Consider the following 12,098-nt stretch of genomic DNA (forward strand, 5'->3'; position numbering starts at 1 on the left):
CGCGGTCTGCGCGGCACGGGCCAGCGGCGAATGCCAGATCGCGGCCAGCGGGCGGCCCGCCAGCAGCCGCGCCGCCGCCTCGGCCTGCCCAAGCCCGGTCGGGTCCAGCGGGTCGTCGGTCGCGCCGCCGATCCGGTTCGCGGCATTGGCCGCGGTCCGGCCGTGGCGCAGGAACAGGAAGGGCTGCGACAGAAGCGGGATCACCAGGCGACCTCGGCGGTCGCGACCAGCGGGCGGTCCAGCGCCGCGGCCAGCCGCCCGGCCGCATCAGCCGTGCAGAAGGCGGGCATCGCCTGCGCCGGGTGCACGGCCTCGAACAGGGCGCGGGTGCCGGCAAGCGTCGGATGCACGTTCCAGCGGCGAAACAGCGCCCGCCCCTCGGCCACCCAGCCCTGCGCCGGGGTGCCCTGCGCCAGGTGACCGGTAAAGACGACGCGGCCGATGCGCTCGCCGATCATGCGCCGCGCCAGCATGGCCGCGCTGTCGCGCTCGGCATTGGGTCCGGCCGCGATCATGGTGCCGCGGAGGGGGCCGTCGGGCACCAGATCGGCCGCCTCGGCCAGCAGCCGCGCCAGCGCCTCGGCCCCGCCCGGCACCAGCCAGCCCGGCCGGGCCAGCATGGCCTCGGCCACGGCCCGGTGCGCGGCGCAGATCGAGACCCGGTGCCCGGCGGCCAGGAAGGCCAGCGCCATCTCCAGCCCGCGCCCGCCGGCCGGGGCGGGCAGCAGCAGCGGCCCGTCCGCCAGTTCCATCAGCCCCGCCGCCTGTTCGGCCAGCGGCTGATCCGCCGCGCCATAGGAGGCGTCGAAGACCATCGCCCGCGCCTGGGGCGGCATGGTGCAGCGATAAAGCCCGCCCTCGGCCGAAAGATCGCCGGTATAGACCAGCCCCTCGGCCCCGCCGATGCGCATCCAGCAGGCCCCCGGCGCATGGCCGGCGGGACCGCAGTCGAAGGGCAGGCCGAAATCCGCAAAGGCCTCAAGCCGCCGCGCCGCCTGCATCGCCGGATCGCGTGACAGGGCGATGGCGGGCTCGGGCGCGAACAGGGGCGGATCGCCCAGCCCTGCCGCCAGATGCAGCCCGCCGGTATGGTCGGCATGGCCGTGCGAGAACAGGATCGCATCGACCCGGCCCACCCCGGACAGGTCCGGCAGGGCCTCGCCATCGGGGCCGCGGCCCAGGTCCAGCATCAGCCGCCGCCCGGCGATCTCCAGCAGGAAACAGGCCGGCCCCTTGACCCCCAGCCCGGAAAGCGCCCTCAGCCTCATGCGCCGGCCCCCGCCCCGGCCAGCAGGCGGTGCTGGAGCGGCGTCTCGGCCCGCAATGCCTCGCGCGGCAGGATCCAGCCGCCGGTCAGGGCCAGCTCGACCGTCTCGCCGGGATGCGGCGGCCGCGGCAGGGTGAAATCGACGGTCCCGCCGTCCTCGACATGCTCCAGCGCCGCCGTGACCAGATGGCCGCCGCCCTGGAAACGGTGGTCCAGCACCCGCGCGCGCAGGCCCCCGCCCGCCGTCGCGGCAAGGTCGCGCGGCCGCAGGCACAGCCAGCCCGGCCCCGGCGGCGCATCGCCCGGCACCGCCACCACCCGGCCCTGCAAGGCGATGCGGCACAGCCCCCCGGACCGGCCCAGCACCTGCACCGGCACCGTCCGGCCGCGCCCGACGAAGCGCGCCACCATCGGCGTCGCCGGGCGGCGATAAAGATCGGCCGGCCTCGCCAGTTGCTCCAGCCGGCCGGCATTCATCACGCCCACCAGCCCGGCCACGGCCATCGCCTCGTCCTGGTCATGGGTGACGAAGACGAAGGTGGTGCGCAGGGCGGCATGGATGCGGCGGAACTCGGCCAGCATCGTCTCGCGCAGATGCGCGTCGAGATTGGCCAGCGGCTCGTCCAGCAGGATCAGGCCCGGCCGCACCGCCAGGCTGCGCGCCAGCGCCACCCGCTGCCGCTGGCCGCCCGACAGCTGGTGCGGGCGCCGGTCGGCCATGCCGGACAGGCCGACCATCTCCAGCGCCTCGCCGATGCGCGCCCGTTCCTCGGCGCGGGACAGGCGCTGGATGCGCAGGCCGAAGCGGATGTTGCCGGCGACGGTCATGTGCGGCCAAAGCGCATAGGACTGGAACACCATGCCCAGCCCGCGCGCCTCGGGCGCAACGAACCGCCCCGGTCCGGCCACCAGCCGCCCGCCCAGGGCGATGCGGCCCGCGTCCGGCCGCTCGAGCCCGGCGATCAGCCGCAAAAGCGTGGTCTTGCCGCAGCCGGAGGGCCCCAGCAGCGCCAGGAACGCCCCCGGCGGCACCGCCAGCGAAACCCCGTCCACGGCGCGCGTCGCGCCGAAGGCCCGGACCACCGCCTCCATCTCGATCGCAGCCATGCCTTTTTCCCTTTCTGCGCGGCGGGTCTAGCGGCAGCGTGCAAAGCTTTCGTGACGGCGGAACGCGGCGATGGGCCGGGGGCGGGGGTGGGGGCGGGGGCGGCGTCACAGGCCGGCCAGCACCGGCTGCGCCCGGAAGGCGGCGAAACCGGCGGCCAGGGCCAGCAGGCTGGCGCCCGCGACGATCAGGCCGATGCGCCGGCCGCCGACCAGCCCCGCCATCGCCGCCTTGGACAGGGTATTCACCGCCACCGCGACCAGGATCGCCTGCGCGGCGACGGGGGTGGCCAGGTCGCCGCCGCCCAGCCGCGCCATCGAGATCGACACCGCATCCACGTCGCCGATGCCCGAGATCGCGGCGATGATCAGCACGCCGACATCGCCATAGTGCCGGCGCAGGATCTCGGCCGCCAGCAGCACGAGGGCGATGAAGGCGGCGATCTTCAGCGCCGTGCCCACCGCCAGCGGGTTGCTGATCGGCAGCGCCGGCCCGGCCTGCGCCGGCCGCCGCCACAGCAAAAGCGCCGCCGCCAGGGCCATCGCCGCCGCCCCCGCCGCCAGCGGCGGGGCCAGATGCGCCAGCAGCGCCCGGTTCAGCCCGACCGTCACCACGCCGACGCGAACCAGCATCACGACGCCGGAGATGAGGATGCCGGCGGCCAGCAACCGGGTGGCGCCGGGCTGGGCCTTGCCCAGCCGGGCAAAGGCCAGCGTCGTCGCGGTGGATGAGGCAAGCCCCCCGGCCGCCGCCATCACCACGATCCCCAGCCGGTCGCCGAAGGCCCGGACAGCCAAATAGCCGGCAAAGGAAATCCCCGCGATCAGGATCGCCAGCAGCCAGATCTCGCGCAGGTTGACCGCACCCCAGGGATCGACGCTGCGGTCGGGGATGACCGGCAGCAGCAGGAAGGACATCGCCGCCAGCGTCAGGATCGCCCGGATCTCGGCCCAGCTCAGCGCCGCGACCCAGCGGTGCAGATGCTCGCGCGCCGCCAGGAGCAGCGTCATCGCCACGGCGGCGGCGACCGCAGGGACCAGCGGCCCGGTGACGGCCAGCGCGCCCAGCAGGAAGACCAGCATCCCCGCCACCGCCGAGGTGGCGCTGACATTCCGGTCCAGCCGCGATTCCAGCCATTGGAAGGCGGCAAAGACCAGCGCGAAGCCGCAGAACACGATGCCGATGACCAAGCCGCCGAAATCCAGCGCCAGCACGCCGGTGGCGCCGCCGGTCAGCCCGGCCAGCGCAAAGGTCCGCAGGCCGGCGGCGCGCTGATGCTCGCGCTCGTCGCGGGTGCGCCAGCCGCGTTCGAGCCCGACCAGCAGGCCGATGGCCAGCGACACGGCAAGGCGGCTGAGGATCTGGTCCGGGTGCATCGCCGCATTCTGCCACCGCTTTCAGCGGCTTGCCAGCGCCGCAAGCGGCAGTGCATTGGCCCCTTGGCCAGCCATGGCGCATCCCGGCGCCGGATCTGGAGTATTTGGAGAACGGTGAAGGCGCAAGACCCGGCACGGCGGCTCTGGACGAACCGCCCGGCTCGCCTGCATGATCGGCTTTCCAAAGAGCGAGCTTCGAGCATGACCGAGACAGGCCCCTTCACCGTCCGCGCCTTGATGGCGCAAAGCGGCGTCGCCTTCGGCACCAGCGGCGCGCGCGGATTGGCCAGCGCGCTGACCGACCGCGTGGCCCATGGCTGCGTCCTGGGCTTCCTGCAATACCTGCGCGAGATCGGCGCGTTCGCCCCCGGGACCGAGGTGGCGCTGGCGGGCGACCTGCGCCCCTCGACCCCGCGCATCCTGCGGGCCTGCGCCCAGGCGATCCGCGACGCGGGCGGGCGGCCGCTGTTTTGCGGCCATGTGCCGACGCCGGCGCTGGCGCATTACGCCTTTGGCCGGGCCATCCCCTCGCTGATGGTCACGGGCAGCCATATTCCCGACGACCGCAACGGCATCAAGTTCCACAGCCCCGCCGGCGAGATCCTGAAGCCCGACGAGGCCGGCATCGCCCGGCAGGTGCTGGCGCCGGACGCCGGGCGCTTCGGCGCGGACGGCATGCTGGCCGAGGCGGCGCCCCTGCCCGAGCCCGTGGACATCGAGGCGGGCTATCTGGCCCGCTATGTGGATTTCTTCGGCAACGATGCGCTTTCCGGGCTGAGGCTGGGGCTTTACCAGCATTCCGCCGTCGGCCGCGACCTTATCGCCCGCATCCTGCGCGCGCTGGGGGCCGAGGTTCTGCCGCTGGGCCGCTCGGATCGTTTCATCCCCGTGGATACCGAGGCGCTGCGGCCCGAGGACGTCGCCCTGGCGCGGGACTGGGCGGCGCGGCACCGGCTGGACGCCATCGTCTCGACCGACGGCGATTCCGACCGCCCGCTTCTGGCCGATCATCGCGGCGAATGGCTGCGCGGCGACCTGCTGGGCCTGATCTGCGCCCGCGAACTGGGCGCGGAATGCGTCGTCACCCCGGTCAGCAGCAACACCGCGCTGGAGCTGAGCGGCGCATTCGCCCGCACCATCCGCACCCGCATCGGCTCGCCCCATGTCATCGCCGCGATGGACGAGGCGGCGTGCGAGACCCTGGGCCCCGTCTGCGGCTACGAGGCGAACGGCGGCTTCCTGCTGGGCAGCGAGGTCGCGCGGGACGGGCGCCGGCTGGCGGCGCTGCCGACGCGCGACGCGGTGCTGCCGGTGGTTGCGGTGCTGGCGGCGGCCAGGGCACGGCCGCTGGCCGAGCTTTGCGCCGGCCTGCCGCGGCGCGTGACCTTCAGCGACCGGCTGCAGGATTTCCCGACCCAGGATTCCCAGGCGATCCTGGCCTGGCTGACCGCGGGCAGCGAGGCGGACAGCCGCGCCCGGATCGAGGCGCAATTCGGCCCGCTGGCCGGCGGGCTGCGGCGGATCGACCAGACCGACGGGCTGCGCATGACCTTCGCGGACGGCGCGATCATCCACCTGCGCCCGTCCGGCAACGCCCCGGAGCTGCGGCTTTACACCGAGGCCGAGACCGACGAGGCCGCCCGGACGCTGAATGCCGCGGCCCTGGCGCGGGTGCGCGGGATGGCGGCCCTGCTGGCCTGACCGACCCGGCGGGGCTCAGGCGGCCGCGGCCGCCGGCCGCACCCTTGCCGCAAAGGCGCGCAGTTCGGCATCCTCCAGCGTCTCGCGCTCCAGCAATTCGCGGGCGGATTGGTCCAGAAGGTCGCGATTGGCCTCGAGCAACGCCACGGTGCGGGCAAAGATCCTGTCGGTGATCTGCTTCACCGCCGCGTCGATCCGCTGCGCCGTGGCCTCGGAATAGCGCCGGCTCAGCCACGAGCCCTGCTCGTTCGTGCCCAGAAAGCCGGGGCGGTCGCTGTCATAGCTGACATGGCCCAGCTCATCGTCCATGCCGTAGCGCGTGACCATGGCGCGGGCGATGTCGGTCGCCTTGACCAGATCGTCGGCCGCGCCGGTCGAGAGATGGCCGAAGACCACGCTTTCCGCCGCCCGCCCGCCCAGGAGGACGGCGATCTTGTCCTCCAGCTCGGCGCGGGTCATCAGGAAGCGGTCCTCGGTCGGGCGCTGGATGGTATAGCCGAGCGCGCCGATGCCGCGCGGGATGATCGAGACCTTGTGGACCACGTCGACGCCGGGCAGCGCCATGGCGACCAGCGCATGGCCCATCTCGTGGCAGGCGACGATCTCGCGCTCGCGCGGGTTCAGCAGGCGGTTGCGCTTTTCCAGCCCGGCGACGATGCGCTCGACCGCGTGGTTGAAATCGGCCATGGCCACGGAATCGGCGCTGCGCCGGGTGGCCAGCAGCGCCGCCTCGTTCACCAGGTTGGCCAGGTCGGCGCCGGAAAAGCCCGGCGTCAGCGCCGCCACCTGCCCGACCTCGACATCCGGGGCCAGCCGCACCTTTTTCATATGCACCTTGAGGATGTCGATGCGGCCCTTGCGGTCGGGCTTGTCCACCAGCACCTGCCGGTCGAAGCGGCCGGCGCGCAGCAGCGCGGGGTCGAGGATCTCGGGCCGGTTGGTCGCGGCCAGCAGCACGACGCCGGACGAGGGGTCGAAGCCGTCCAGCTCGGACAGCAGCTGGTTCAGCGTCTGCTCGCGCTCGTCGTTGCCGCCGGTGAACTGGCCCGAGTTGCGGGCGCGGCCAAGCGCGTCGAGTTCGTCGATGAAGATGATCGCAGGGGCGCTCTTGCGGGCCTGCTCGAACAGGTCGCGCACCCGCGCGGCGCCCACGCCGACGAACAGCTCGACGAATTCCGAGCCCGAGATCGACAGGAAGGTCACGCCGGCCTCGCCCGCCACGGCCCGCGCCAGAAGCGTCTTGCCGGTGCCGGGCGGGCCGACCAGCAGCACCCCCTTGGGCACCCGCGCGCCCAGGCGGCCATAGCCCTCGGGGTCGCGCAGGAAGGCGATGATCTCCTCCAGCTCGGCCTTGGCCTCGTCCACGCCGGCGACATCGGCAAAGGTCACGCCGGTCTCTTTCTCCATATAGACCTTGGCCCGGCTCTTGCCGACCTGCATGAAGCCGCCCAGGCCCTGGCGCTCGGCGAACTTGCGAAACACGAACATCCACAGCGCCAGGAACAGCACCACCGGCACCACCCAGGACAGCAGCGCGCCGAGCCAGGTGTTCTGCGGCACGCCGCTGATCTCGACCCCGGCCTGGTCGATGCGTTCCAGGACGGCCGGATCGACCAGGGTGGTGACGAACTGGTTGCGGCCGTCGACCGGGCTGTTGAAATTGCCGGTGATGCGGTCGCCGCCCACCGCCACCGAGGAGATGCGGCCCTGCTCCAGGTAATCCTCGAACTGGCTGTAGCTGATCGGCGCGACGTCGCGCGCGCCCGACAGCAGATCCTGGAGCAGGATCACGGCCAGGAAAGCCAGGATCCAATACCAGATGTGGAACTCGGTCCTCTTCTCCATGTCTTCTCCCTGCCGGCGGCCGGATGGGCGCCTGATCGGTAAGCCCGCGCCTGGCCGATGTTGCCCGACCGCGCGGCGCCAATCAACGGGCGGGGCGGGTTTCGGCCGCGCGCCGATGCCGCAGCATGGCCGGCGGCACGGCATCCGCCGCCGCCGGGTCCGCGTTCAGGGCTGGGCCGGCAGGATGCGGCCGGTGCAGGGGCCGAAGCCGATGCGATAGCCCGCGCCCTGCGCATGGGCGAAAAGCCCGATCTGGTCGCCATCCTCGATGAAGCGGCGCGGTGCGCCATTGACCGTCACCGGCACCTGGCCGCCCTCGGTCATTTCCAGCAGCGCGCCGGCCTGGTCGCGGCCCGGCCCCGAAATCGTGCCCGAGCCCAGCAGGTCGCCGACCCGCATCGGACAGCCGGAACTGGCGTGATGCGCCAGCTGCTGCGCGCTGGAGTAATACATGACGTTGTAATTCGTCCGCGCCATGACCTGCCCGTTCATGGTCCAGCCGATCTCCAGGTCGTAAAGCCCCGGCCGCTCTTCCTGCAGATAGGGCAGCAGCGGGTTCTCCCGCGGCGCGCCGGCGCAGCGGAACGGCTCCAGCGCCGCCTGCGGCACGATCCAGGCGCCGATGGTGGTGCCAAGCGCCTTGGACTGGAACGGGCCCAGCGGCTGGTATTCCCAGGCCTGGATGTCGCGCGCCGACCAGTCGTTGAGCAGCACATAGCCGAAGATCATCCGCTCGGCATCCTCGACGCCGATCCGCTGGCCCATCTCGCTGTCCGCGCCGACGATGGCGCCCAGCTCAAGCTCCAGGTCCAGCCGGCGGCAGGGCGCCCATTCGGGACCGTTCTCGCCCCGGACCTGGCCCATCGGCCGCCGGATCGGCGTGCCCGAGACCACGACCGAGGACGCCCGGCCATTATAGCCGATGGGCATATGCGTCCATTGCGGCGGCAGGGCGTTCTGGGGTCCGCGGAACAGCGCGCCGACGTTGAAGGCATGGTGGCGCGAGGCGTAGAAATCGGTGAACTCGGAGACCCGGATCGGCAGGTGCATCTGCGCATCAGACATGGCGACCAGCGGCAGGTCGCCCTCGGCCCCCTCGGCCAGCAGCGCGGTCAGCCGGGCGCGCACCGCGTCCCATTGCCCCCTCCCCAAGGCCATGAACGCGTTCAGCCGCGGCTGCGAGAACGTGCCGCCTGCATCCAGCAGCCCGCGCGCCTCGCATGCGGCCAGGTCCAGGATCATGTCGCCGATGGCCACGCCGCAGCGCGGCGCGCTGCCCTGGGTGGAAAACACGCCGTAGGGCAGGTTCTGGATGGGAAAGTCGCATCCCGCGCCATTCGCCGCCGCCACCCGGCTGCGCAACGGCCTGTCCGCCGCCGGCATCCTCTGCCTCCTGCCGTCCCGGCCGCCTTCGCCCCCGGTCCCGGCAGGCACGGCCTGCATCATTGCTATCAGCTTTCGGCCCGGTCGCAACCGGCTTCCGCGCGGCCGCCCTGGGGATCGTCGCGGCCCATCCCGTCGCGCCCCGTCCGGGCCGGCCCGAGATAGCGGTCCAGGATCGCATCCGCGATCTCGGCCACCGTGGCGCGCGCGGCGGCGGGATCGGCGCCGACGATGTCGTAAAGCGCGATCATCGCCTCGGTGCCGGTCGCCGTCGACAGCGCGCGGACAAGCGCCTGCCGCCGCGCCGCCGCCAGCCCGCCGCCATCCTCCTGCAAGGCCCGTTCATACAGCGCCACGCGGCGGGCGCCGCGCAGCTGCGGCCGCGCCGCATCCTCGGGCGACCATGCGGCCAGCGTCATGGCGACGAATTGCCGGAACCGCGCCTCGTGGCTGGTCGAGAGGTCGAAGATATACAGGCTGATCGCCCTGAGCCTCTGGCGCAGGTCGGCCGCGCCGGCCACGATTTCCTCATAGGGCTTTACCGCGATGTCCAGCCCCGCCTCGGCCACCAGCATCGCGGGGTCGGAAAAATAGCGATAGGCCGTCGCCCTGGATATGCCGTGAAGCCCGGCGGCGGCCGCCACCGTCACCGGCTTGCCCTGGCGCATCAGTTCCCGCGCTCCTTCGAGGATCGCGCACCGCGTGCGCTGCTTTTGTGCCGTCCGGCCCTTGCCTGCCTGCATGGCCTGTCCTTCATGAGACGATTGTCTTATTATGGGATCAGAGTATCATCTTGGCGGATGCGGCTCAACAGGACGGCTGCCATGACCAGCAGGCCCCGGAAATACAATGTCCTGAACATTTTCATGACCTTCCACGCCTTCCCGGACGAGGTGCAGGACCGCTATTGCCTTTGTTGAATGCGTGGTTCCGGTCGGCGCCGGCGCGCCGCCCAACCATCATGCCGGCGAGACCGAGGCCTTCTTCGTCCTCGAGGGGCAGGTGGGCTTCATGATCGACGGGCAGGAGCGGCTGGCCGGGCCCGGCGATTTCGTCCCGATCCCGGACGGCGCCGTCCACGCCTTCAAGGCGGTGGGCGAGGCGCCGGCGCGGATGCTGATCCTGAACGCGCCGGGCCGGATGCACCAGCAGTTCTTCACCGGCATCAGGCCAGGCGCTGCCCGAGGATTTCAGCGGCCTGCCGACCCCGAACGAGCCCGACATCCCCGCCGTCCCGGCCACCGCGGCAGCGGCGGGCATGACGATCCTGCCCCTGAACTGAGGGGCCGCGCCTAGCGGTGCCCGGCCTCGCGCTGGGTGATCAGCCGGGCCGAGTTCTGCCGGGACAGGAACGCCCACAGCCAGCTCAGCGCCACGAACAGCCGCGAGCGGGTGCCGATCAGGAAATAGATATGGGCGATGCCCCAGACCCACCAGGCGAACCAGCCGGTCATCTTGAAGCGGCCGAACTCGATCACCGCCGCATTGCGCCCGATGGTCGCCAGGTTGCCCATGTCGCGATAGCGGAAGGCACCCGGCGGCGGCTTCCCCGCAAGCCTTGCACGGATGGTCCGGGCCGCGTGCTTGCCCTGCTGCTTGGCCGCCGGCGCGACACCCGGCACCGCGCGGCCGCCGGATTCGACATGCGCCGTATCGCCCAGGACGAAGATCGCGGGGTCGCCGGGCAGGGTCAGTTCGGGCGTCACCACGACGCGGCCGGCGCGGTCCGCCTCGGCCCCCAGCCAGTCATGGGCGCGCGAGGCCTGCACCCCCGCCGCCCAGATCACCGTGCGGGCCTGGATGAAGCGGCCGTCCAGCACGATCCCGCTGTCCGAGCATTCGGTGACGGGTGCGCCCGTCATCACCTCGACGCCGCGCCGCTTAAGCGCGCGCGTCGCATAGGCCGAGAGCCTGTCGCTGAAGGCGGGCAGGATGCGCGGTCCGGCCTCGATCAGCAGGATGCGGGCCTGCCGGGTGTCGATGCGGCGGAACTCGGCCGGCAGGATGCGATGCGCCAGCTCGGCGATGATGCCGACCAGCTCGACCCCGGTCGGCCCGGCGCCGATCACGGCAAAGGTCAGCAGCGCCCGCCGCTCGGCCGGATCCCCGGTCAGCTCGGCGCGCTCGAAGGCCAGCAGCAGGCGGCGGCGGATCGTGGTCGCATCCTCCAGCGTCTTGAGCCCCGGCGCATCGGCTTCCCACTGGTCCTTGCCGAAATAGGCGTGGCGGGCGCCGGTGGCGACGACCAGCGTGTCATAGGGCACGCGCTCGCCATTCTTTAGGACGACCTCGCGCGCGGCCCGGTCGATGCCTTCCACCGCGGCCAGCAGCGTGGTCACGTCCTTTCGCTCGCGCATCAGCGCGCGGATCGGCCAGGCGATGTCCGAGGTCGCCAGCAGCGTCGTCGCCACCTGGTAGAGCAGCGGCTGGAACAGGTGATGGTTGCGCCGGTCGATCAGGGTGATGGCGCAACCCGCGCCCTTCAGCCCCAGCACCACCTGCAGCCCGGCAAAGCCGGCACCAATGACGACGACCCGGTGTTTCATGGGCATGACTCCGCTGCCAAGGACGCGCGGCCGCGATCCCGGCCTGGGGATCGTCGGGTCGCGTGGGCGCAAACGGGCAAGGGCCGTTTCGAAGCACCTGCCGACCCAAGGTCGCAGGGCCCCAGGTTGCACCAGCCTTGACGCGGGGGGCAAGGGCCTTCCGGCGGCGATCCGGTTTGCCAAACCCCGCCGGCCCGCCGCATCATGCGCCCGACCCCGCCATCCAGCCATCGGAGCCACCATGCCCAAACCCCTGCACGAACCCGTCGACGCCGCCCTGATCCCGCGCTTTGCCGGGCATGCGACCTTCATGCGCCTGCCGGCCGTCGCCAGCGCCGAGGGGCTCGACGTCGCGCTGCTGGGCATTCCCTGGGACGGCGGCACCACCAACCGCGCCGGCGCCCGCCACGGCCCGCGCGAGGTGCGCAACCAGTCCAGCCTGATCCGCCGCGTCCATCCCGTGACCGGCATCGCCCCCTATGAGCGGCTGGCCGTGGCCGATGTGGGCGACCTGGCGGTCCAGCCCATCGACCCCGCCGCGGCGCTGCGCCAGATCGAAGAGGGCATCGCCCGGATCTGCGCCCAGGGCGCCCTGCCGCTGAGCGTCGGCGGCGACCACCTGACCACGCTGCCGGTGCTGCGCGCGATCCGCAAGGCCGACCCCGCCCGCGGCCCCCTGGGGCTGGTGCAGTTCGACGCCCATTCCGATACCGCCGACCGCTATTTCGGCGACAACCCCTATACCCACGGCACGCCCTTTCGCCGCGCCATAGAAGAGGGCGTGCTGGACCCCCGGCGCATGGCGCAGATCGGCATCCGCGGCTCGGTCTATGCCCCCGACGAGCATCAACCCACATTCTCCAAGTAAGTCGCTG

11 protein-coding genes are annotated in these 12,098 nt (G+C 72.3%); 3 read left to right on the forward strand and 8 right to left on the reverse strand.

Annotated features, from left to right (window positions below; translation table 11 throughout):
- The 4 genes from FE811_RS22955 to FE811_RS22970 all read right to left on the reverse strand — a co-directional run.
- The coding region (locus FE811_RS22955; protein ID WP_219848926.1) for a histidine phosphatase family protein at positions 1-204 on the reverse strand (204 nt) is incomplete at its 3' end.
- Positions 201-1,268 (reverse strand): MBL fold metallo-hydrolase, encoded by a 1,068-nt coding sequence (locus FE811_RS28650; protein ID WP_140848925.1) that lies wholly within the window; start codon positions 1,266-1,268, stop codon positions 201-203. The genes FE811_RS28650 and FE811_RS22955, both read right to left, overlap by 4 nt.
- The gene (locus FE811_RS28655; protein ID WP_140848927.1) at positions 1,265-2,374 is read right to left on the reverse strand and encodes an ABC transporter ATP-binding protein; all 1,110 of its coding nucleotides are present in this window, start codon (positions 2,372-2,374) and stop codon (positions 1,265-1,267) included. The genes FE811_RS28650 and FE811_RS28655 overlap by 4 nt, the downstream gene beginning before the upstream one ends.
- A 105-nt stretch (positions 2,375-2,479) precedes the next feature.
- Positions 2,480-3,748 carry an MgtC/SapB family protein gene (locus tag FE811_RS22970; RefSeq protein WP_140848929.1) on the reverse strand — a complete coding sequence of 423 codons (1,269 nt, stop codon included), beginning with the start codon at positions 3,746-3,748 and terminating at the stop codon, positions 2,480-2,482.
- A 201-nt stretch (positions 3,749-3,949) separates the two neighbouring features.
- Here FE811_RS22970 and FE811_RS22975 point away from each other — a divergent pair, with 201 nt between their 5' ends.
- Positions 3,950-5,449, forward strand: coding sequence for a phosphomannomutase (locus FE811_RS22975; protein ID WP_140848931.1), 1,500 nt, complete (start codon positions 3,950-3,952; stop codon positions 5,447-5,449).
- A 15-nt stretch (positions 5,450-5,464) separates the two neighbouring features.
- Here the strand turns inward: FE811_RS22975 and ftsH are convergent, their stop codons facing one another.
- The 3 genes from ftsH to FE811_RS22990 form a co-directional block, all read right to left on the reverse strand.
- Positions 5,465-7,294 carry an ATP-dependent zinc metalloprotease FtsH gene (gene ftsH, locus FE811_RS22980; RefSeq protein WP_036757437.1) on the reverse strand — a complete coding sequence of 610 codons (1,830 nt, stop codon included), beginning with the start codon at positions 7,292-7,294 and terminating at the stop codon, positions 5,465-5,467.
- 165 nt (positions 7,295-7,459) lie between these two features.
- Positions 7,460-8,677, reverse strand: a complete 1,218-nt coding sequence (fahA, locus tag FE811_RS22985) for a fumarylacetoacetase (RefSeq protein WP_140848933.1) — start codon at positions 8,675-8,677, stop codon at positions 7,460-7,462.
- Between the two features lie 68 nt (positions 8,678-8,745).
- Positions 8,746-9,420, reverse strand: a complete 675-nt coding sequence (locus tag FE811_RS22990; protein WP_140848935.1) for a TetR/AcrR family transcriptional regulator — start codon at positions 9,418-9,420, stop codon at positions 8,746-8,748.
- A 181-nt stretch (positions 9,421-9,601) separates the two neighbouring features.
- Here FE811_RS22990 and FE811_RS22995 point away from each other — a divergent pair, with 181 nt between their 5' ends.
- Positions 9,602-9,973 (forward strand): cupin domain-containing protein, encoded by a 372-nt coding sequence (locus tag FE811_RS22995; RefSeq protein ID WP_255469824.1) that lies wholly within the window; start codon positions 9,602-9,604, stop codon positions 9,971-9,973.
- Here FE811_RS22995 and FE811_RS23000 read toward each other — a convergent pair.
- Positions 9,970-11,223, reverse strand: coding sequence for an NAD(P)/FAD-dependent oxidoreductase (locus FE811_RS23000; protein ID WP_140848937.1), 1,254 nt, complete (start codon positions 11,221-11,223; stop codon positions 9,970-9,972). The two genes, FE811_RS22995 and FE811_RS23000, sit on opposite strands and share 4 nt — an antisense overlap.
- 241 nt (positions 11,224-11,464) lie before the next feature.
- On the opposite strand from FE811_RS23000, the gene FE811_RS23005 reads away from it, so the two are divergent.
- Positions 11,465-12,091 carry an arginase family protein gene (locus FE811_RS23005; RefSeq protein WP_255469825.1) on the forward strand — a complete coding sequence of 209 codons (627 nt, stop codon included), beginning with the start codon at positions 11,465-11,467 and terminating at the stop codon, positions 12,089-12,091.
- Positions 12,092-12,098: the final 7 nt, after the last annotated feature.

Origin of the sequence: Paracoccus sp. FO-3 (assembly GCF_006386455.1) — a bacterium.
Classification (GTDB): Bacteria; Pseudomonadota; Alphaproteobacteria; order Rhodobacterales; family Rhodobacteraceae; genus Paracoccus; species Paracoccus versutus.

Coding starts and splice junctions, on each gene's coding strand:
- FE811_RS23000 (WP_140848937.1), bottom strand. CDS start 11,223: ATGAAACACCGGGTCGTCGTCATTGGTGCCGGCTTTGCCGGGCTGCAG.
- FE811_RS22990 (WP_140848935.1), bottom strand. CDS start 9,420: ATGCAGGCAGGCAAGGGCCGGACGGCACAAAAGCAGCGCACGCGGTGC.
- fahA (WP_140848933.1), bottom strand. CDS start 8,677: ATGCCGGCGGCGGACAGGCCGTTGCGCAGCCGGGTGGCGGCGGCGAAT.
- FE811_RS22970 (WP_140848929.1), bottom strand. CDS start 3,748: ATGCACCCGGACCAGATCCTCAGCCGCCTTGCCGTGTCGCTGGCCATC.
- FE811_RS23005 (WP_255469825.1), top strand. CDS start 11,465: ATGCCCAAACCCCTGCACGAACCCGTCGACGCCGCCCTGATCCCGCGC.
- FE811_RS28650 (WP_140848925.1), bottom strand. CDS start 1,268: ATGAGGCTGAGGGCGCTTTCCGGGCTGGGGGTCAAGGGGCCGGCCTGT.
- ftsH (WP_036757437.1), bottom strand. CDS start 7,294: ATGGAGAAGAGGACCGAGTTCCACATCTGGTATTGGATCCTGGCTTTC.
- FE811_RS28655 (WP_140848927.1), bottom strand. CDS start 2,374: ATGGCTGCGATCGAGATGGAGGCGGTGGTCCGGGCCTTCGGCGCGACG.
- FE811_RS22975 (WP_140848931.1), top strand. CDS start 3,950: ATGACCGAGACAGGCCCCTTCACCGTCCGCGCCTTGATGGCGCAAAGC.